Source organism: Sulfitobacter sp. W027, from assembly GCF_025143985.1.
Taxonomy (GTDB): domain Bacteria; phylum Pseudomonadota; class Alphaproteobacteria; order Rhodobacterales; family Rhodobacteraceae; genus Sulfitobacter.
The window spans coordinates 1,266,175-1,286,306 of record NZ_CP083564.1; the positions used below are offsets into that span (position 1 = coordinate 1,266,175).

Here is a 20,132-nt window from a genome sequence, read left to right on the forward strand (position 1 = left end):
CCGAGGTGGCCTATTGGCGACCGGGCAGGCCCGATCGCCGGTAGGGTCAGGTCAGCGCATCAATGATCCGCGCCCAAGACCGGATGCCTTTGTGAAAGCTCTCCATGTCGTATTTCTCATTCGGGGAATGGATCTGGTCGTCGTCTTTGCCGAACCCGATCAACATCGGCTCGGTGCCGAGAATCTTTTGAAAGTGCCCCGCAATCGGAATCGAGCCGCCACAGCCGATATAGGCCGCAGGCACCTGCCATTCGGTGCTGAGCGCCTGGCGGGCGGGTTCGAACATCGGATGGTCAATCTCCACGCCCGAAGCTTGACTGGCGCCATGGCCTGAGAACGCCACCGTGCAATCCTCGGGCAGCATCTCGGTCACCATCTTGCGGAAGTTTTCGCGGATGGCGAGTGGGTCTTGGGTGCCGACAAGTCGGAAGCTGATCTTAGCGTGTGCCTCTGACGGCAGAACCGTCTTGAAGCCGTCGCCGGTATAGCCACCCCAGATGCCGTTTACCTCACAGGTGGGGCGCGACCAGATCATCTCTAGGGGCGTGCGGTCCTGCTCGCCCGCGGGTTTGCTGAGGCCCACATCGCCAAGAAAGGCAGCATGGTCAAAGGCCAGCCCCTGCCACTGCGCTTCGAGATCCTCGGGCAAGTCCGGCACGCCGTCATAAAAGCCGGGGATGGTGATGCGGCCTTCGTCGTCATGCAGCGACGCGATCACTTTGCTGAGCGCGCGGATCGGGTTCATCGAAATGCCGCCGTACATGCCCGAATGCAGATCTTTGGAGGGGGCAGTGACGGTGAGTTCTTCGCCCAGAAGTCCGCGCAGCATGGTGACGATGGCGGGTGTCTTGGATTCGAACAGCCCCGTATCGCAGATCATCGCCACATCGGCTTTCAACTCCTCGGCGTTCTCCTCCATGAAGGGGACAAGCGACGGCGAGCCGGATTCCTCTTCGCCTTCAAGGAAGAAGGTGATGCGGCAGGGCCAGTCGCCCTTCACCTCTTTCCATGCGCGCAGGGCTTCAAGGATGGTCATCAACTGCCCCTTATCGTCGGCAGCCCCACGGCCCCGGATCACGCGGCCCTTGTCGGTGTCCTCAACGGCAGGGTCGAAAGGATCACGGTCCCAGAGGTTCAGCGGATCGACCGGTTGCACATCATAGTGGCCGTAGAACAGCAGATGCGGTTTGCCTTCGCCCACATGGCCCACAACCATCGGATGGCCCGGGGTGGCGCGTTTTTCGGCCTCCACACCCATAGATTTAAGGTCCGCCACCAGCCAATCGGCGGCTCGGTCGCAGTCGGCCTTAAAGGCCGGATCGGTTGAGATCGACGGGATGCGCAGCAGCTCTAGCAAGCGGTCGGTGGCAGCGGGCAGATCGTCGTCGATCCGGGCGAGAACATCGTCGAGGGACATGGCTTGAATTCCTTGCGCTTGTCAGTTTGGCGCGAAGGTATCAGGCGGGCAGGGCATGTCCAGTGGCCGCGGGGCGGGCGCTAGAAAGTGAGCGAGAGGCGGCTGCCCTCGGGCGTCAGACGGTGATCGACCTGTGCATCTAACTGCGACGCTGCCGCCGCCATCAAGGTCTGGCCAATGCTGTCGGGCCGCCGCTTGCCCCCGTTTTTTGAGCCTATGCCGTTGTCTTTGCAGTCCAGATTGAACCGCCCCTCGCGCAGGGTCAGGCCGATTTCAATATGGCCGGGGGCGGCGTCGGGAAAGCCATGTTTTATCGAATTGGCGGCGAACTCACTGATGATGAGGCCCAAAGAGGAAGCGGTGTTGGAGCGCAATGTGGCGTGATCCGTAACATGGCTGATCTTGATATGGTTCGGTGCGGTTTCCTGTAAAAGCCCCACGACCTTGTCGAGGTATTTGTCTGCAGCGACCTCATCCTGCCCGCCGCCGGATTGCAGCTCTCCGTGCAGCGTTGCCATGGCATTGACGCGGCGTTGGATGCCATCAAGGACATCGACCGTGGCCTTGTCATCCAGCTGCCGGGCGTGCAGCCGAACCATTGCCGACAGCGTCTGAAGCGAATTTTTGACGCGGTGATCGGCTTCGCTCATCAGTACTTCCTGCCGGCGCAGGGCAAGGCGAAGATCAAGCTGTTTCATCACCTGCCGGGCCAGAACGGCGACAGTCTTGCGTTGCAATGCTGTCAGCTTGCGCGGCTTGTTGTCGAGGATGCACAGCGTGCCAAGGGGCAGCCCATCGGGCGCCAGCAGCAGGGCGCCCGCGTAAAAACGTATCCCGTCGCCCGCGATGCAAAGCGGATTGTCCGCCGTGCGCGGGTCATTCAAAGTGTCCGGAATCTCGACAAAGGGGTCTTCCAATATCGCATGAGAGCAAAGTGACGTATCAAGCGGCGTTTCCCGCGCGCCCAGCCCGACCTCGGCCTTGAACCACTGACGGTCCTTGTCGATCAGGTTAATGACCGAAATCGGCGCGTCGCAGATCTCTGCTGCAAGCTCAACGATCTCGTCAAACTCCCTCTCGCGCGGGGTGTCGAGAATGTCATAACCATAGAGCGTCCGAAGGCGCTGGTCCTGCTGGGGGTGGGGATTGGCGCGCAAAACAATAGCCCTTTCTGGGTTTGCTCTTGAAGACATGAAAGCGCCCGAAAAGACAAGCAAACAATCGCAAATAGCCACCGGAACCGCGCCCTTGCCTGCGACAGTTCGCCCCGCAGGGGCCGCCCGATAAAAGATTGAAGCTTTGGTCTCAAATCTGTAACCATTCTAAAAGCTGAATATGGAGGGGCCGCCTCCTGTTCGCGCCAAGAAGATGGAGACGCGCATGGACTATAACGAGAAGCTCGACGCGGCGATTGCGCGCCTGCATGACGAAGGACGCTACCGGACCTTTATCGACATTGAGCGTCGCAATGGACAATTCCCCCATGCGGTCTGGACCAAGCCCGACGGCAGCCAGCAGGACATCACGGTTTGGTGCGGGAATGACTACCTCGGCATGGGGCAGAACCCGGTGGTGATCGAGGCGATGGAAGAGGCGTTGCGCGCAACTGGCGCAGGCTCTGGCGGCACGCGCAACATCTCGGGCACGACCGTTTATCACAAGAAGCTTGAGGCTGAACTGGCCGATCTGCATGGCAAGGAAGCGGCGCTGCTGTTCACCTCGGCCTATATCGCCAATGACGCCACGCTTTCCACGCTGCCCAAGCTCTTTCCCGGCCTGATCATCTATTCCGACGCGCTGAACCACGCCTCCATGATCGAAGGGGTGCGTCGCAATGGCGGGGCCAAACGCATCTTCCGCCACAATGACCTCGAACATCTGCGCGAATTGATGGAAGCCGACGATCCTGCCGCGCCCAAGCTTATTGCTTTTGAATCGATCTATTCGATGGACGGCGACTTCGGCCCGATCGAGGAAATCTGCGATCTGGCGGATGAATTCGGCGCGCTGACCTATATCGACGAAGTGCACGCGGTGGGCATGTATGGCCCACGCGGGGCAGGGGTGGCTGAGCGTGATCGCTTGATGCACCGGCTCGATATCATCAACGGCACGCTGGCTAAGGCCTACGGCGTGATGGGCGGCTATATCGCGGCCTCTGCCAAGATGTGCGATGCGATCCGCTCCTATGCGCCGGGTTTTATTTTTACCACCTCGCTGCCGCCTGCGGTGGCGGCTGGCGCAGCGGCCTCTGTCGCCTATCTCAAACGTGCGCCGGAACTGCGCGAAAAGCACCAGCAGCAAGCTAAGGCGCTGAAACTGCGTCTCAAAGGTCTCGGCCTGCCGATCATCGACCACGGCAGCCATATCGTGCCTGTGATGGTCGGCAACCCGGTGCATACCAAGCTTTTGTCGGACATGCTGCTGGAAGATCACGGCATCTATGTCCAGCCGATTAACTTCCCGACCGTGCCGCGCGGCACCGAACGGCTGCGCTTTACCCCCTCGCCAGTGCATGGACCCAAAGAAATGGACGCGCTTGTCCGTGGTATGGACAAGCTCTGGTCACATTGTGCGCTAAATCGTGCCGAAGCTGCAGGATAACGCAGCGCTATTCGTGTTTTGCGTTGTCTTGTGGTAGTCTTTTGTCAAGAAAAGGCTACATCCGAATCGTTGGGGCGTTTTTGGATCAAGGCTACAGGCATAACAGGGACAGGGCATATTGATGATCGGGCGATGGGCCTCCAGAACCGCTGAGGACGAAACAGTCGAACCCAAAGGGTTCGATGCATTCGAATTGCGGTTGGGGGATGTCATGCGCGGCGAACGTGCCACGCTCGGAAAATCCCTGCTCGACGTCCAGCGCGAACTGCGCATCAAAGCCTCCTACATTGCGGCCATTGAGAATTGCGATCCGGGTGCGTTCGACACCCCCGGTTTCATTGCGGGCTACGTGCGCTCCTACGCGCGCTACCTCAATATGGACCCCGATCAGGCCTTCTCTGCATTCTGCAAAGAATCCGGTTTCTCTGTCGCCCACGGTATGTCGGCTGAAGCCTCGGTGGTCAAAAAGCCGAGCTTTGAAGAACGCCGTAAGTCCCCGAAAGAAGCCGACCTTTTCGCCCGGCCTAACACGCCCTTCGTGCCCACCGGCGATGGTCTGCTTAGCCGGATTGAGCCGGGTGCCGTCGGCTCCTCGCTGGTGTTGGTCGCGCTGATCTCTGCCATCGGCTTTGGCGGCTGGACCGTGCTGAAAGAGGTGCAGCGTGTGCAGGTGGCTCCGGTGGACCAGACCCCGATCGTTCTGTCCGACCTTGATCCGCTGGATGGTGCGCTGGCTCGCGCGCCCGACACGGAAGATGATTCCGCTGCGCCGCAAAGCGTTGAGAGCCCTCGCGCCGATGCGCTTGACCGGCTCTATCGTCCACAGGCCTTGGACGTGCCGGTGTTGGTCGCGCGGGATGCGCCCATTGCCTCCATTGATCCACGCTCCGTCAGCAATTTCCCGACCCCTGACCGCCCCGACACGGCAGAGCAAAGCACCGCCGTGGCCGAGGCTGGCACGATCAATGACGCCATCGACGAAGCCCTGATGCTTGCCAATGCCGACACTGGCCTGCCCAAACCGCAGGTGGTTGAGCCCTTGGGCGACAAGGTGCGTATGGTCGCGGCCTATCCCTCTTGGGTGCGGGTGCGTGCGGCTGATGGCACGGTGATTTTCGAAGGCGTGATGAACAAGGGCGACACATGGGATATCCCCGTCACCGAAGAGCCGCCAACCCTGCGCACAGGCGAATCCGGTGCGCTTTATTTCGCCATGGCGGATGGGTGCTTTGGCCCCGTCGGACCACGCGGCGCTGTCACATCCAACGTCCCGCTTCATGCGCAGGCGCTGGCCGAGCTGTATCAGCCGGTTGATCCGAAGGCAGAGCAGTCCCTCAGCCGGATGTTTGCCGATCTTGAAGGTTCGCTTGACCCTTCCGCGCTGGCGTCAATGCCCTGTCAGGGCAGCTAAGCGCGCGGGTCTTCGCTTCCCATTGCACATGAGGCCCCGGCTGAATAGGTAGGGGCCATAGCCCCTGATCCCGCGAAAGGTGTCTTCATGTCGCTTCATTCCATTCGCCCTTGGCGCGATATTCCGCGTCGAAAGTCCCGGCAGATCATGGTGGGCAATGTGCCGGTCGGGGGCGATGCGCCGATCACCGTGCAGACAATGACCAATACGCTGACAACCGATGTGGCTGGGACCATCGCGCAGGTGCAAGCTGCCGCAGATGCAGGTGCGGATATCGTGCGGATCTCGGTTCCGGATGAGGCGTCCTCCAAGGCGCTGCGTGAGATCGTCCCCGAGGTAACTGTGCCGATCGTCGCGGATATCCATTTTCACTACAAACGCGGGATCGAAGCCGCCGAAGCCGGTGCCGCCTGCCTGCGGATCAACCCGGGCAACATCGGCGATGAGAAACGTGTGCGCGAGGTCATCAAAGCCGCGCGGGACCACAATTGTTCTATCCGCATCGGTGTGAACGCTGGCTCTTTGGAGCGGCACCTGCTTGAGAAATACGGTGAGCCTTGCCCCGATGCGATGGTGGAAAGCGGGCTGGATCATATCAAAATCTTGCAGGACAACGATTTCCACGAGTTCAAGATTTCCTGCAAAGCGTCCGATGTTTTCATGGCCGCGGCCGCGTACCAACAGCTCGCTGATGCTACCGACGCCCCCATCCACCTTGGCATCACCGAGGCGGGCGGCTTGATGTCAGGCACGATCAAATCGGCCATCGGTCTGGGCAACCTGCTGTGGAGCGGCATTGGCGACACCATCCGCGTTTCACTCTCTGCCGATCCTGTCGAAGAGGTGAAAGTCGGCTACGAAATTCTTAAATCCCTCGGCCTGCGCCATCGCGGCGTGAACATCATCTCTTGTCCCTCCTGCGCGCGGCAGGGGTTTGATGTGATCAAAACCGTCGAAGCATTGGAAAAGCGCCTCGAACATATCAAGACGCCCATGAGCCTGTCGATTATCGGCTGTGTGGTGAACGGCCCCGGAGAGGCGCTGATGACCGACGTCGGCTTTACTGGCGGTGGGGCGGGGTCCGGTATGGTTTATCTCGCGGGCAAGCAAAGCCATAAGCTCGGCAACGAGGGCATGATCGATCATATCGTCGAGCAGGTTGAAGAACGTGCCGCGCAGATCGAAGCCGAGGCGGTGAAGGCGGCGGAATAGGCTGGTGGCTGGGCCGCTGGCCGGGTGCTGGCGGACAGGGTGCGCTGCGGTATTTTTAAAAGGATGAAGATGGGAAGGGGGTGTGCGAACCGTGAGGGGCGCGCGCTCTGTTTTCTGTTGGAAGATATCTTGTAATCAGTGGGTTGACGTGGACTGCTAATGTTAATTAGGGGCGAGGTGCTTTTCGAGGACCACCGGCGGCATCTGGCCGTTGAGGATCAATTCGGGCAGCACATAGAAGGGGGCTGCGTCGAGACCTAGGGCGGCGGCCCAGCGGGCAGATTGGGGCGCCTGTAAATCGTGTTGGATGAAGGACAGGCCGTAACGCTCTGTGATTTCGGTCAGATCTCTGACTGCGGCCGCGCAGGTCTCGCAGTCCTTTGCGGTAAAAAGCGCCACGGCGTGACCTGCCAGAAGGTCGGGGGCAAGGCGTTCGAGCAGGGTCAGATCATCCTGAATATATTGCCGCATTTCGGACTGAGCGGGCTGTGGCCCTGCCAAAGCCTCTGCTATGATATCGCCATTCGCCAAGATGGCGGCGCGCATTTCGGCATTGAAGGCAGCGCGCGCGGCAGGGCCGAGCGCGCTGAGATCATTGGCCCAGGCAGGCAGGGCCATTGCAAGGGCCGCCATGACTGCCGGAGCGCGCATCGTTAGCCGCGTTTTTCTTCCACCAGTGCCATCATTTGATCGTAGGGCAGGTAACCGCGCAGCATTTCATCTTGCATGACGAATGTGGGGGTGCCGGTGATCTGCAGCTTTTGCGCCAAGGCGCGGGTCTGGGCGATTTCTTGGGTAACTTCATCGCTGTCCATCTTGGCCTCGATCGCCGCGACATCCAGTTCAAAGCTTTCGCCCAAACGGCGCAGCGCAGGCAGGGAGACTTCACCGTTGAAGGCCATCAGTGCGTCGTTCAACTGCTTATAGGCATCGCCCCCCGCGACCAGTTTGGTGGCCACGGCAAAGCGTGAAGCGAGCAGGGACTGATCGCCGAGGATTGGGAACTCTTTGACGATAAGTTTGATATTGCCATCAGTATCTAGCAGCTTGGCCACTTCGCCATGGGCGCGTTTGCAATAGCCGCAGCGGTAGTCAAGGAATTCGACCAGCGTGATGTCCCCATCAGGGTTGCCACCGACCCAAGAATAGCCGTCGTCAAAGATCTCATCGGCGTTGGCGGTGACCAGATCGAAATCCGCCTGCATCTGCGCTTCGGCCTGACGGTTTTGCATCTGCTCAACCGCTTGAAGGATCACCTCGGGGTTTTCCATCAGATAGGCGCGGACTTCGGCGCGGAACTGTGCGCGCTCAGCGTCGGTGAGCTCGGTCAGGTCCATGGCCACGGCGGGGGTGGCGAGGGCCAGTGCGCTGGCAAAGGCAGGGGCGACGAGGCGGGCGAACATGGGCGGTCCTTTCGGTAAAGCTGCGAAATAGGGGCCAAGGGTTGACGCCCGGCATCAGGCGCGGTGAAAGCACATGCCGAGAGTAGGAGCAAGCCCATGCGCAATTCAACCCGATCTGCCGTTGATCCCTTTATCGTGATGGACGTGATGCAGGCCGCCAGTGCCGCCGAAGAAGCGGGCCGCCACATCATTCATATGGAGGTCGGGCAACCCGGCACCGGTGCGCCCAAAGCGGCCACTGAAGCGCTGACCAAGGCCATGGGCGAAGGGGCGTTAGGCTATACAGTGGCGCTTGGTTTGCCTGCGTTGCGCGCAAGGATCGCGCAGATGTATGGCGAGTGGTACAACGTTGACCTTGATCCGGCGCGGGTGGTGATCACCCCCGGATCCTCGGGCGGTTTTTTGCTGGCCTTCACCGCGTTGTTTGATTCCGGTGATCGCGTCGGCATCGGCGCGCCGGGCTATCCCAGTTACCGTCAAATCCTGCGGGCCTTGGGCATGCAGCCAATTGATCTGCCCGCCGCACCAGAGAACCGCTACCAGCCTGTGGCGGCGGATTTCGCGGGGCAAGACCTGCGCGGGTTGCTGGTAGCCTCACCTGCCAACCCTTCGGGCACCATGCTGGACCGCCCGGCGCTTTCGGCGCTCACAGATGCCTGTGCCGCCAATGACATGTCCTTCATCTCGGATGAGATTTACCACGGTATTGAATATGACAAGAAGGCCGTGACCGCGCTGGAGGTCACCGACGACTGCTATGTCATCAACTCCTTCTCCAAGTATTTCTCGATGACCGGGTGGCGCGTGGGTTGGATGGTGGTGCCCGAAGATCAGGTGCGCGTGGTTGAGCGGATCGCGCAGAACATGTTCATCTGCGCCCCCCATGCCAGCCAGATTGCGGCACTGGCGTCCATGGATTGTGATGATGAATTGCAGGCCAATCTTGCGGTCTATCGCCGCAATCGGGATCTGATGATCGACGGGCTGAAGGACGCCGGTTTCACCGATATCGCCCCGCCCGATGGGGCGTTTTACGTCTATGCGGATGTTTCGCGTTTCACCGATGACAGCCGTGCCTTTGCGGCGGAAATTCTCGACAAAGCAGGGGTGGCCGTGACCCCCGGTCTCGACTTCGATCCGGCGCGGGGCCATAAGACGCTGCGCTTTTCCTACGCGCGCAGCACGGCGGATATGGAAGAGGGCATCGCCCGGCTCAAAGCTTTCATGGCTGCACGCTGAACGCTGGTTTGCCCGCGCGGCAAATGGTAGAAGAGCCAAAACGAGCAGGGTGATCAGACATGCGGGCAGTTCTAAAGGGTCTGGCAATGGCGCTGGCCTGTGCAGTGCCGGTGGCCGGGGCGGCGCAGGAGTTGACCGCATTGGCGCGGGTCGATCCGATGGAGAGCACGGTAAAAGACGGGTGGTTCGGCAAGACCGACCTAACCGTGGCGCTGAGCCAAGGGGTGCCTTTCCGTGTTTTCTTGCTGGATGACCCCGCCCGGTTGATCGTCGACTTCCGCGAGGCGGATTGGAGTGAGGTGGCTCGCGGCGATTTGCTGGACAAACCCGGTCGCATTTCGGCCCTGCGTTATGGCGCGTTTCAACCCGGTTGGTCGCGGCTGGTCGCCGATCTGGCCGAACCGATGGTGCCTGCGGAAATCGGCATGCCGGTGGATACGGCTAGCGGCAAAGCGCGCCTGGAAATTACGTTGAAATCCGTCGATGCCGAGGTCTTTGCCAAGGCTGCGGGCGTGCCGATTGATCCGGCGTGGACCACAGCGCTCACCGCGCCGCCAAAGCCGCCAGCGGTCGACAAAAACACCTTTACTGTCGTGCTCGACCCCGGCCATGGCGGCATCGACCCCGGTGCGCAGCGCGAAGGGCTGGATGAAAAAGACCTGATGCTGAACTTTGCCCGCGACCTGCGCGATGCGCTGCGGCGCAAGGGGGTGGATGTGCTGCTGACCCGTGACGATGATCTTTTTGTCGCGTTGGAGCACCGCGTCGCCATTGCCCATCAGGCCGAAGCCGATCTCTTCATCTCGCTTCATGCCGACAGCCTTTCGCATGGCGGGGCAAGCGGGGCGACAGTCTATACGCTTTCCGATGATGCGAGCGATGTGGCGACCGAACATCTTGCCGCGCGGCATGACCGGTCTGACATTATAGCTGGCGCAGACCTGACAGGGTCGGACGATCAAGTGGCGGGCATTCTGCTTGATCTTGCGCGCCAAGAGACCGAGCCACGCTCGGACGCCTTGGCCAAGGTCTTGGTTGAAGGGATGCGCGAAGCGGGCGGGCCGATGAACAACCGCCCCCTGCGCCGCGCCGGGTTTTCGGTCCTGAAGTCTGCGGATATTCCGTCGGTTCTGGTCGAGGTGGGTTTTCTCAGTTCCAAGCGGGATTTGACCAACTTGCGTGATCCGGTGTGGCGCGCGTCTATGGTAAGTGCGATGGCCGATGCGATTGTTACCTGGCGCGATCAGGATGCAGTGCTCAAGCCTTTGATCAGAAAGTAAAATAGAGAGATATGGCCGGTCCTGCGATGGGCGGACATTCGCCCCCCGCTGGCGGCCATGTGTTTTGACCCGAGCCAGTGCTTCCTGTATAGGCTCGGAACTGTCCCTAGCCAATGGTGGTCCGCGCGCGTGTTTCGATTTGTCCTGTCCTTTCTGGGGGGTATTTTTACCACCCTGACCCTGAGCGTCGGCATGGTGGCTTTGACCATCGGGGCGGTGTTCTGGATGTATGGCCGGGATTTGCCCAGTCATGAATCGCTGGCGCAATATACGCCGCCGACAATCAGCCGGATTTACTCGGGCCAAGGTCGTTTGATCGACGAATTTGCCAAAGAACGCCGCCTTTTCGCCCCGGCAAACACCATTCCCGATCTGGTGAAACAGGCCTTCATTTCAGCGGAAGACAAGAACTTCTACACCCACGAAGGCTATGACCTTCGCGGCATTGGTGCGGCGGCGGTTGATGCGGTGAAATCACGCGGGCGCGATGTGCGCGGCGCGTCGACCATCACGCAGCAGGTGATGAAGAACTTCCTGCTCTCCGGCGACCGGCGGGCCGAGCGCAAGATCAAAGAGATCATCCTCGCCACGCGGATCGAAGAGACGCTGAGCAAGGAGAAGATCCTTGAGTTGTATCTCAACGAGATTTTCCTTGGTCAGAACTCCTATGGTGTCGCCGCGGCCAGCCAGACATATTTCAACAAAACGTTGAGCGAGTTGGCCCCGCATGAGGCGGCTTTCCTCGCCTCACTGCCCAAAGCGCCGTCGGATTATCACCCGGTGCGCCGGAAGGACCGCCTGCTGGCGCGGCGGAACTTCGTGCTGCGCGAGATGAAAGAAAACGGCTATATCACCGCGGCAGAATATGAGACCGAGGTGGCGCTGCCGCTACGCTCGGTTCAGAATGGCGATTTCGAGAGTTTCAAGGCTGAACTGCCGCCGCGGGATTATTTCACCGACGAAATTCGTCGCCAGTTGAGCGAAGACTTCGGCGAGGGTGAATTCTTTACCGGTGGTCTGACCGTGCGTGCGACCATCGACAATGAAATGCAGCCCATCGCCGCCAATGCGCTGCGCCAGCAGCTAGAGCAATATGACCGCGGACAGGGCATCTGGCGCGGCACGCGGTTTGATATTCCCGCCGACCAGTTGAGCAGCGAAGAGAAATGGCGCGCTGCCCTCGCGGACCTGCGGGTGCCGCGCGACATTGATCTGGAGAACCAGTGGTATCCGGCGGTGGTGCTTGAGGTCGGGGCCAGCGATGCCCGGATCGGCATTGAAGGGGTCGAGGAAGACGAAGACGGTCACTGGATCCCCGCCAAAGACGTGCAATGGGCGCGCAAGCGCTTGGACGACGGCAAGCTGGGGCCAAAGGCGCAGGTGGCGGGCGACTTGCTTGAGGTTGGCGAAGTGGTCTTGGTGCGCCGTATGACCGCTGACAGCGACGGGTCGTTTATCCGCTGGACGCTGCGGCAGGTGCCCGAGGTGCAGGGCGGTTTCGTTGCGATGGACGTGCACACGGGCCGGGTAATCGCGATGCAGGGCGGGTTCTCTTACCAGTCGAGTGTCTTTAACCGCGCCACCCAAGCCAAACGCCAGCCGGGGTCGAGCTTTAAGCCCTTCGTCTATGCTTCTGCGCTCGACAGTGGCTATAGCCCCGCGACCATCGTGGTGGACGCCCCGATTGAGATAAACACACCGCAGGGCGTCTGGCGGCCACAGAACGCCTCGCATAAATTCTATGGCCCCACGCCTCTGCGCACCGGGATCGAACAGTCGCGCAACCTGATGACCATCCGACTGGCCCAAGAGGTCGGGATGGATGTGGTTGGCAGCTACGCGGAGCGTTTCGGGGTCTATGACGATCTGGCGCCGCTGCTGTCCAATGCGCTCGGCAGTCAGGAAACCACGCTTTATCAAATGGTTTCGGCCTATGCGATGTTCGCCAATGGTGGGGAGCGCGTGCAGCCCACACTGGTGGATCGGGTGCAGGACCGCTATGGCCGAACCGTCTACAAACATGACGAGCGCAAATGCTACGACTGTGAGCAGATCAACCTCGCGCCGGGCGCAGCGCCTCGGATCATCTCGAACCGTGAGCGGGTGATGGACCCGGTGACGGCCTATCAGCTGACCTCAATGATGCGCGGCGTGGTAGAGCGCGGCACGGCCCGCAATGCCATCAATCTGCCGGTGCCAATCGCGGGCAAGACCGGCACCACCAACGATGAGAAAGACGCATGGTTCGTCGGCTTTTCGTCCAACGTTGTGGCGGGTTGCTACATTGGTTTCGACACCCCGCGCCCGATGGGCCGGGGGGCAGGCGGCGGGCGGCTTTGCGCGCCAGTGTTCCAAAGCTTCATGAGTCAAGCGATCAAGAAATACGGTGGCGGTGACTTCAAGGTTCCCGAGCAGTGCCGCTTTATCAAGATCGACCGTTTCACCGGCGCGCGGCTGAGCGATAATGCGTCGGGTGCCAATGTCGTGTCGGAATGTTTCCGCGACGGCGAAGAGCCGCTCTTTGGCATCTCATTCGACGGCGGCTTTGCCATGGGCGCCGATTTGCCACTGGTCGAGGAACTCGGCGGCTCTGCTGCTTCCTCGTCGCGTCAGGTCACCACATCGACGGGCAAAAAGGCCACCGTCGGCCCCAAGGCAAGCTTTGGCACGCTGAGCTCGGGCGGTCTTTACTAATCAGGCCGAGGGGGGGCAGGGCGAAGGCTCGCTTTGCCTCCCCCCACTTGCCGCCGCTGGCGGGCTGGTCTATCTCTCATGCGGCTCCGGTTTCGGGGCCGCATTACTTATCAAAGGCAGGCACACATGCGCGCAGAGGCACAGAATACCGCGGACCAGATCAGCAAATCGCTGGAATTGCTGGCCCAGCGACTGGATGTGGAGACCGCGCCTTACCGGCTGGAAGAATTCAACGCCCGAGTCGAAGACCCGAACCTTTGGGACAACCCCGATGCGGCGCAGAAGCTGATGCGCGAACGGCAGTCGTTGGTGGATGCCATCGACACCTATGAAGGCATCAAGCAAGAGCTGGCCGATAACGTCGAGCTGATCGAACTGGGTGAGATGGAAGGCGACGAAGAGGTCATCAAAGAGGCCGAAGTCGCGCTGAAAACCCTCGCTAAGACCGCCGCGCAGAAGGAACTCGAAGCGCTGCTGAACGGCGAGGCTGACAGCAACGACACCTTCCTCGAAATTAACTCTGGCGCGGGCGGCACGGAAAGCTGCGACTGGGCTAGCATGCTGGCGCGGATGTATGTCCGCTGGGCCGAGAAGAAAGGCTATAAGGTCGAGCTTCAGGCCGAAAGTGCGGGCGAAGAGGCGGGGATCAAATCCGCGACCTATAAGATTGAAGGGCATAACGCCTATGGGTGGCTGAAGTCCGAAAGCGGCGTGCACCGTCTGGTGCGCATCTCGCCCTTTGACTCGGCGGCCAAGCGGCACACCTCCTTTACTTCCGTGAAGGTCTACCCGGTGGTCGATGACAATATCGAGATCGAAGTGAACCCCTCGGACATCCGCATCGACACTTACCGGTCGTCGGGCGCGGGCGGTCAGCACGTGAACACTACCGACTCGGCGGTGCGGATCACCCACCACCCCACCGGGATCGTTGTAACCTCTTCGGAAAAGTCGCAGCACCAAAACCGTGACATCGCCATGAAAGCGCTGAAATCGCGGCTCTATCAGATGGAGTTGGACAAGCGTTCGGCGCTGGTCAACGAAGCGCATGAGAACGCGGGCGATGCGGGCTGGGGCAATCAGATCCGGTCTTATGTGTTGCAGCCCTACCAGATGGTGAAGGACCTGCGCACTAATTACGAGACTTCGGACACCAAGGGCGTGCTCGACGGTGACCTTGATGGTCTGATGGGGGCAACGCTGGCACTGGCGGTTTCGGGCAAGAGCCGGGCCGAGGCGCAGGGCGACTGAGCCGGTGCCGTCCCCTTTCATGGAATAATATGTAGCAATAGGGGGACATGATGGATTTGCTAGATTGGGACGCTTCGGACCTGTCCGAGGCGCTGGTCGCGCGCAGGATTTCTGCAGTCGAGTTGATGCAGGCGACGCTGGCGCGGACCGAGGCGGTGAATGGCAAGGTGAACGCCATCGTGTCGCTGCGCGACCGTGACACACTCTTGGCCGAGGCGCAGGTGGCGGATGCGAGCCCCCGTAAAGGCTGGCTGCATGGGATCCCCATGGCGATCAAGGACCTGGCGGATGCTGAAGGGCTACCAACCTCGCAAGGGTCGCCCCTTTTTGGCTTAGAATCAGCCACGCGTGATCATCCCGCCGTTGCGCGGCACCGCGCGGCAGGGGCAATTTTCATCGGCAAAACCAACACCCCGGAGTTTGGCCTTGGCAGCCATACGTTCAATCCGGTCCATGGCGCGACGCGCAACCCTTACGACCTGAGCCGCTCGGCGGGCGGGTCCTCAGGCGGGGCGGCGGCGGCACTGGCGGCGCGGTTGGTTGCGGTGGCGGATGGTTCCGACATGATGGGCTCGCTTCGCAACCCGGCGGGCTGGAACAACGTCTACGGGATGCGGCCCACGTGGGGCAGCGTGCCCTCCGATGACGGCGGCGATCTGTTTTTACATCAGCTTGCGACTTTGGGACCGATGGCACGCAGCCCGCGTGACCTCGCCGCCCTGCTGGATGTGATGCGCGGCGCGGACCCGCGCCAACCTCTGACCCGCTTCGGCCCGGATACAGCCCCTGATATCGACGCTGCACTGCCCGCACAGCGTGTGGGCTGGCTCGGCGATTGGGGCGGTGCCTTCCCTTGCGAGCCGGGGATCATTGACCTCAGCGAAACCGCTTTGAACCGTTTGGCCGGGCTGGGGCATGAGGTCACGCCGATCGCCGCGCCCTTTGATGCAGATGCAATGTGGGAAAGCTGGATCACGTTGCGGTCCTTTGCCGTGGCGGGTTCCTTGGGGGCAATCTACGACGATCCGGCGCGGCGGGACGGGTTGAAACCCGCAGCGCAATGGGAGGTCGCGCGCGGGCAGGGGTTCTCGGCCGTGGAAATTCAGCGCGCCAGCAGCATTCGGTCGGACTGGTTCCGCGTGGTTCATGCTCTGTTTGAGAAGGTCGACGTTCTGGTTCTGCCCTCGGCGCAGGTCTGGCCCTTCGATGTCGAGCAGGTGCACCCGACCGAGATCAATGGCCAGCCGATGGACACTTATCACCGTTGGATGCAGGTGGTGGTGCCGGCAAGCCTGATAGGGCTGCCGGTGGTGAACATCCCCGCAGGATTTGACGGGCGTGGTCTGCCCTTGGGGCTGCAATTGATCGGCAAACCCGGCAGCGATGCGCAATTATTGAAGCTGGCACAGGGCTGGCACCGGGCGACAGGCTATCCACAGGCGCAGCCGCCTCAACTGTAAGGCGCGTCAGTTAAACGGCGCGTCGGGCTGAAGCAGGCGGCGGTGATAGGGCATCAGCCCATCGATGTTGGTAAACCCCGCCTGCCGCGCTGCTGGAAGCACCGTTTTGGGGTCTTTGCCAATATACTCATAGGTCAGCCGCGTGACTCGCGTCCCTGCCGCACTTTCGGGGGCCGTTCGCGTGACATAGCCCACCCAGAAGTTGTTTTCGAAAGAGGCCACGCGGTTGAGGTAGTTGAACGATCCGGTCAACGTCCGGCGCCGCGAGACGACGATAGAAACACCATTCTCCTGCTGCGACACGATACCCCGATATTCCCGCGCGGCGGGGTTGGTGGGCAATCCCTGTTCGCGCAGGGAACGCGCACTTTCATACCCGCGCAGGAAGGTGCTGCTGCCGTGCCGCGCGACGAACACCACGCCCGTAACGAACCTGTCGTGATCCAAGAAAGAGCGTCGGGCAAAACGGTAGAAACCGCTGGGGAAATCCGCTTCGGGCACGTTCTGAACCCCTGTACCCAGAAAATCGCGCAGGAAGCCGTTGTTGATCGGGTCTTGGTTCAACGAAATCTCGGTGACAGGCTCCAGCAACACCCGTGCGTCGATCTCGAAGAACCGACAGATCCGCGCGAGCACGTCAGGCCGGGGGAAGCTTTCGCCGGAGAGGTAGCGGTTGAACTGGGTGCGGTTGATCCCAAGTTTCCGGGCAAGCTCCGAGATCGAAGGATAATCCGCCGCCAGTTGCCGTAAATTCGCCCCAAACATGTTGCGAAGTTCTGAAGGGGAGCGTGTTGGTGCGGACATTCTGCCTCGTTCTGATCTGCTTCACAGCCAAAGTTAGAGGGCTGTTCTTGCTACATTATTAACAGTCTGATGCGAAAGCGCGTCAGGGGTGACGCGAACTTGGGGCTGACCCTACTGGAACCGTCACAAAATGCAAGCGCACGTTGCATTTTAACCTATGTTACACCTCTTTCGATTGTCGCACAGTAGAAGCCAATAATCTGAAGCGGGGAATACTATGATTGGTGTGGTTCTGTGGAGCGATAACAGTGCTGGCAAAGCTGTCTTCTGGTGCGAAGATCAAGGCGATTTAGCCTATTACGAAGAGCCATCGGTACAGGTGGGGGCCGGCTCTGGGTTTGATACTGGCGACATGGTGCAGTTCGATATTTCAGTCCATCGCAAATTACGGATCGCCGACAACCCTCGGCTTGTTCAGGAAAAAGCCGGTACACATCTACCGGAAGCTCTGCGTGATAGCCATGCAGCCCAAACGCTGCAAGAAGCACCGACTCCAAAAGGGACTGCGCAGATTATCTCTTTTGCCGCAAAAGCTGAACCGCGCTGTTTCCACGCAGCCCAGCTAAAAGCTTAAAATCGCGTAATATCAAACACCACGGGCGAGGGCAGCCACGCCCGTGCGCGCCACATCGGCAAGGCCGAGCGGACGCATCAATTCGGCAAAAGCGTCAATCTTGTCCGGCGCACCGGTGATTTCAAAGACGAAGCTCTCCAGCGTGCTGTCGACCACATTGGCACGGAAGATATCGGCCAATCGCAGCGCCTCAACCCGGAGATCTCCCTTACCGACAACCTTGAAAATGGCCAGTTCACGCTCCACGCTGGGGCCTTCGACGGTGAGGTCATGCACCTCATGGACTGGCACGATTCGACCCACCTGCGCCTTGATCTGCTCAATCACCTGCGGGGTGCCGCTGGTAACAATGGTGATGCGTGACAGATGCCCGGTGTGATCGACCTCGGCCACAGTGAGGCTGTCGATGTTATAGCCCCGACCCGAGAACAGGCCGATCACCCGCGCCAGCGCGCCGGGCTCGTTTTCAACCAGCACCGCCAGCGTGTGTTTTTCGACCACATCCGAGAAGTTGGGCCGTAGGTTATAGGCGGAATGCGAGGTCGCACCTTTCTTGATTTTTAGGGCAGCCATTTCTTTGTCCTTCTATCTAGCTGCGGAAATTTTTCAAAAATTCCCGGTCGTTTTCTTTCAAAGAAAACGGGTCACACCAGCACTGAGCCTTTTGCGTCGATCACACCTTGGGTCTCATGATCACCCGGCAGCAGCATCTCATTATGCGCCTTGCCTGAGGGGATCATCGGGAAGCAGTTTTCATGCTTCTCGACCAGACAGTCAAAGATCACCGGCCCATCGTAGTTGATCATCTCCATGATCGCGTCATCAAGGTCATCGGGGTCAGAGCAGATGATCCCTTTGGCACCAAAGGCTTCGGCCAGTTTGACGAAATCGGGCAGGGCTTCGGACCAGCTTTGCGAATAGCGCTCGCCGTGCAGCAGCTCTTGCCACTGGCGCACCATGCCAAGGCGTTCATTGTTGAGGATGAACTGTTTCACCGGCAGGCCGAATTGCATCGCCGTGCCCATCTCTTGCATGTTCATCAGCCAAGACGCTTCGCCCGCCACGTTGATCACAAGGCTTTCCGGATGCGCCATCTGCACACCGATAGAGGCGGGGAAGCCGTAGCCCATCGTGCCCAAACCGCCTGAAGTCATCCAGCGGTTTGGCTCTTCAAAGCCAAGGTATTGCGCAGCCCACATCTGGTGTTGGCCCACTTCCGTGGTGATATAGCGGTCGTGGTCTTTGGTCAGTGCTTCGAGCCGCGTCAGCGCGTGCTGGGGTTTGATCACCTTGCCGGATTGGGTAAACTTCAGGCAATCCTTCGCACGCCATTCTTCGATCTTGGCCCACCATTTGGCGAGCCCTTCACTGTTGGTCTTGCGGCCGCGCGACTTCCAGACCTTTAACAGGTCTTCCAACACATGGCCCACGTCACCGACAATCGGAATGTCGATGCGGATTACTTTGTTGATCGACGAGGGGTCGATGTCGATATGCGCCTTGGTCGATCTGGGGCTAAAGCTGTCGATGACGCCGGTGATCCGGTCGTCAAAACGCGCGCCGATGTTGATCATCAGATCACAGTCATGCATCGCCATATTGGCTTCGTAGAGCCCGTGCATCCCCAACATGCCGAGCCATTTGTCACCCGACGCCGGGTATGCGCCGAGACCCATCAACGTCGACGTGATCGGGAAACCCGTCGCATCCACCAATTCGCGCAAAAGCTGGCTTGCCGCCGGGCCGGAGTTGATGACCCCGCCACCAGTGTAGAAGATCGGGCGCTTGGCCGTCTCCATCGCGGCGACCAGTTCTGTGATCTCTTCCATACTGCCTTTGACCTGCGGCTGATAGCGCGAGGTTGAGGGTTTGGGGGACTCGTAGCTGCCGGTCGCAAATTGCACGTCTTTAGGAATATCGATCAGCACCGGGCCGGGGCGGCCATGGGTGGCGACGTGGAAGGCCTCGTGCAGGGTGGCACCCAGATTGTCGGTCTCTTTCACCAGCCAGTTGTGCTTGGTGCAGGGGCGGGTGATGCCCACGGTGTCGGCCTCTTGAAACGCATCCGAGCCGATCATGAAGGTCGGGACCTGACCCGTCAGCACAACCAGCGGGATCGAGTCGAGCAATGCATCCGTCAGGCCGGTGACCGCGTTGGTCGCACCGGGGCCGGAGGTCACCAGCACCACGCCGGGTTTGCCGGTAGAGCGGGCATAACCTTCGGCGGCATGGACCGCTCCCTGCTCATGGCGCACCAGCACGTGTTTGATCGAGTTTTGCTGAAAGACTTCGTCGTAGATCGGTAGCACCGCGCCACCGGGATATCCAAAGACGGTGTCCACACCCTGGTCAATCAGGGCTTGGACGATCATTTTCGCTCCGGTCATCTGGCGTTTCATCTTAGGTGCTCCGTAAGGCAGGTTATTGGCGTTTGGCATAAAAAAACCCCCGGTCTGACGGGGGCGCATGGGAAGGATTATGGCTAACCGTTACCGGCCCATGCGCGTGTGTCTTACAATAATGACTAGGTCGATCATCTCAGGGTCCTCTTAGCGTGGCGTGAGATTATGAGGGCTGGCGGGGGGCGTCAACAGTGAAATGGCAAAAACCGTGGACTTGGCAGGGTAATCAATGATGTTTTATTTCCGGAAAACGGTATTTTGAGACATATTTGGAAAGAATTCTGCCTCAAAGGGTATTTTTATCGAATTGAATCTGTGGAAATGGCGCGTTCGGAGAGGGCGCGGTCCAAGGGACCGACGCTGCTTTGGTTGCGAAAACAG

16 protein-coding genes are annotated in these 20,132 nt (G+C 60.1%); 9 read left to right on the forward strand and 7 right to left on the reverse strand.

Going from position 1 to position 20,132, the window contains the following annotated elements; all coding sequences use genetic code 11:
* Positions 1 to 46: 46 nt before the first annotated feature.
* Together K3759_RS06265 and K3759_RS06270 are read right to left on the reverse strand one after the other, a co-directional pair.
* The gene (locus K3759_RS06265) at positions 47 to 1,417 is read right to left on the reverse strand and encodes a M20/M25/M40 family metallo-hydrolase (protein WP_259985023.1); all 1,371 of its coding nucleotides are present in this window, start codon (positions 1,415 to 1,417) and stop codon (positions 47 to 49) included.
* Positions 1,418 to 1,497: 80 nt separating this feature from the next.
* A complete protein-coding gene (locus K3759_RS06270) occupies positions 1,498 to 2,574 on the reverse strand; it encodes a sensor histidine kinase (RefSeq protein WP_259985025.1) in 1,077 nt (358 codons plus the stop codon).
* A 223-nt stretch (positions 2,575 to 2,797) separates the two neighbouring features.
* Between K3759_RS06270 and hemA the strand changes: the two genes are divergently transcribed.
* From hemA to ispG, 3 genes are all read left to right on the forward strand, one after another.
* Positions 2,798 to 4,021: a 5-aminolevulinate synthase gene (gene hemA, locus K3759_RS06275; protein WP_259985027.1), complete on the forward strand. Its 1,224-nt coding sequence runs from the start codon at positions 2,798 to 2,800 to the stop codon at positions 4,019 to 4,021.
* Positions 4,022 to 4,142: 121 nt separating this feature from the next.
* Positions 4,143 to 5,432, forward strand: coding sequence for a helix-turn-helix domain-containing protein (locus K3759_RS06280; RefSeq protein WP_259985029.1), 1,290 nt, complete (start codon positions 4,143 to 4,145; stop codon positions 5,430 to 5,432).
* 87 nt (positions 5,433 to 5,519) lie between these two features.
* Positions 5,520 to 6,644: a flavodoxin-dependent (E)-4-hydroxy-3-methylbut-2-enyl-diphosphate synthase gene (gene ispG / locus K3759_RS06285; RefSeq protein WP_259985031.1), complete on the forward strand. Its 1,125-nt coding sequence runs from the start codon at positions 5,520 to 5,522 to the stop codon at positions 6,642 to 6,644.
* 162 nt (positions 6,645 to 6,806) lie between these two features.
* On the opposite strand, the gene K3759_RS06290 is transcribed toward ispG, so the two are convergent.
* Entirely contained in the window at positions 6,807 to 7,262 is a 456-nt protein-coding gene (locus K3759_RS06290; RefSeq protein ID WP_259985033.1) for a disulfide bond formation protein DsbA, read from the reverse strand.
* Positions 7,263 to 7,297: 35 nt separating this feature from the next.
* On the reverse strand, positions 7,298 to 8,047 hold the full coding sequence (locus K3759_RS06295) for a DsbA family protein (protein ID WP_259985035.1): 750 nt from the start codon (positions 8,045 to 8,047) through the stop codon (positions 7,298 to 7,300).
* A gap of 96 nt (positions 8,048 to 8,143) precedes the next feature.
* Between K3759_RS06295 and K3759_RS06300 the strand changes: the two genes are divergently transcribed.
* From K3759_RS06300 to K3759_RS06320, 5 genes are all read left to right on the forward strand, one after another.
* On the forward strand, positions 8,144 to 9,286 hold the full coding sequence (locus K3759_RS06300; RefSeq protein ID WP_259985038.1) for a pyridoxal phosphate-dependent aminotransferase: 1,143 nt from the start codon (positions 8,144 to 8,146) through the stop codon (positions 9,284 to 9,286).
* A gap of 59 nt (positions 9,287 to 9,345) precedes the next feature.
* Entirely contained in the window at positions 9,346 to 10,566 is a 1,221-nt protein-coding gene (locus K3759_RS06305; protein ID WP_259985040.1) for an N-acetylmuramoyl-L-alanine amidase, read from the forward strand.
* A gap of 129 nt (positions 10,567 to 10,695) precedes the next feature.
* Positions 10,696 to 13,260, forward strand: a complete 2,565-nt coding sequence (locus tag K3759_RS06310) for a penicillin-binding protein 1A (protein ID WP_259985042.1) — start codon at positions 10,696 to 10,698, stop codon at positions 13,258 to 13,260.
* A gap of 126 nt (positions 13,261 to 13,386) precedes the next feature.
* Positions 13,387 to 14,511, forward strand: coding sequence for a peptide chain release factor 2 (gene prfB, locus K3759_RS06315; protein ID WP_259985044.1), 1,125 nt, complete (start codon positions 13,387 to 13,389; stop codon positions 14,509 to 14,511).
* 50 nt (positions 14,512 to 14,561) lie between these two features.
* Positions 14,562 to 15,971 (forward strand): amidase, encoded by a 1,410-nt coding sequence (locus K3759_RS06320; RefSeq protein ID WP_259985045.1) that lies wholly within the window; start codon positions 14,562 to 14,564, stop codon positions 15,969 to 15,971.
* Between the two features lie 6 nt (positions 15,972 to 15,977).
* Here the strand turns inward: K3759_RS06320 and K3759_RS06325 are convergent, their stop codons facing one another.
* The gene (locus K3759_RS06325; RefSeq protein ID WP_259985046.1) at positions 15,978 to 16,775 is read right to left on the reverse strand and encodes a helix-turn-helix domain-containing protein; all 798 of its coding nucleotides are present in this window, start codon (positions 16,773 to 16,775) and stop codon (positions 15,978 to 15,980) included.
* A 217-nt stretch (positions 16,776 to 16,992) separates the two neighbouring features.
* On the opposite strand from K3759_RS06325, the gene K3759_RS06330 reads away from it, so the two are divergent.
* Positions 16,993 to 17,349 carry a hypothetical protein gene (locus K3759_RS06330; RefSeq protein ID WP_259985048.1) on the forward strand — a complete coding sequence of 119 codons (357 nt, stop codon included), beginning with the start codon at positions 16,993 to 16,995 and terminating at the stop codon, positions 17,347 to 17,349.
* Positions 17,350 to 17,361: 12 nt separating this feature from the next.
* Here K3759_RS06330 and ilvN read toward each other — a convergent pair whose 3' ends face one another.
* Positions 17,362 to 17,922 (reverse strand): acetolactate synthase small subunit, encoded by a 561-nt coding sequence (ilvN, locus tag K3759_RS06335; protein ID WP_259985051.1) that lies wholly within the window; start codon positions 17,920 to 17,922, stop codon positions 17,362 to 17,364.
* A 71-nt stretch (positions 17,923 to 17,993) separates the two neighbouring features.
* Positions 17,994 to 19,748, reverse strand: coding sequence for an acetolactate synthase 3 large subunit (locus tag K3759_RS06340; protein ID WP_259985053.1), 1,755 nt, complete (start codon positions 19,746 to 19,748; stop codon positions 17,994 to 17,996).
* Between the last annotated feature and the right edge of the window lie 384 nt (positions 19,749 to 20,132).

What these genes read in the sequence shown, in the direction of transcription:
- K3759_RS06295 (WP_259985035.1), bottom strand. Translation starts at nt 8,047, where the DNA reads ATGTTCGCCCGCCTCGTCGCCCCTGCCTTTGCCAGCGCACTGGCCCTC.
- hemA (WP_259985027.1), top strand. Translation starts at nt 2,798, where the DNA reads ATGGACTATAACGAGAAGCTCGACGCGGCGATTGCGCGCCTGCATGAC.
- K3759_RS06340 (WP_259985053.1), bottom strand. Translation starts at nt 19,748, where the DNA reads ATGAAACGCCAGATGACCGGAGCGAAAATGATCGTCCAAGCCCTGATT.
- K3759_RS06280 (WP_259985029.1), top strand. Translation starts at nt 4,143, where the DNA reads ATGATCGGGCGATGGGCCTCCAGAACCGCTGAGGACGAAACAGTCGAA.
- K3759_RS06320 (WP_259985045.1), top strand. Translation starts at nt 14,562, where the DNA reads ATGGATTTGCTAGATTGGGACGCTTCGGACCTGTCCGAGGCGCTGGTC.
- ispG (WP_259985031.1), top strand. Translation starts at nt 5,520, where the DNA reads ATGTCGCTTCATTCCATTCGCCCTTGGCGCGATATTCCGCGTCGAAAG.
- K3759_RS06325 (WP_259985046.1), bottom strand. Translation starts at nt 16,775, where the DNA reads ATGTCCGCACCAACACGCTCCCCTTCAGAACTTCGCAACATGTTTGGG.
- K3759_RS06300 (WP_259985038.1), top strand. Translation starts at nt 8,144, where the DNA reads ATGCGCAATTCAACCCGATCTGCCGTTGATCCCTTTATCGTGATGGAC.
- ilvN (WP_259985051.1), bottom strand. Translation starts at nt 17,922, where the DNA reads ATGGCTGCCCTAAAAATCAAGAAAGGTGCGACCTCGCATTCCGCCTAT.
- K3759_RS06290 (WP_259985033.1), bottom strand. Translation starts at nt 7,262, where the DNA reads ATGGCCCTGCCTGCCTGGGCCAATGATCTCAGCGCGCTCGGCCCTGCC.
- K3759_RS06330 (WP_259985048.1), top strand. Translation starts at nt 16,993, where the DNA reads ATGATTGGTGTGGTTCTGTGGAGCGATAACAGTGCTGGCAAAGCTGTC.
- K3759_RS06265 (WP_259985023.1), bottom strand. Translation starts at nt 1,417, where the DNA reads ATGTCCCTCGACGATGTTCTCGCCCGGATCGACGACGATCTGCCCGCT.
- prfB (WP_259985044.1), top strand. Translation starts at nt 13,387, where the DNA reads ATGCGCGCAGAGGCACAGAATACCGCGGACCAGATCAGCAAATCGCTG.
- K3759_RS06305 (WP_259985040.1), top strand. Translation starts at nt 9,346, where the DNA reads ATGCGGGCAGTTCTAAAGGGTCTGGCAATGGCGCTGGCCTGTGCAGTG.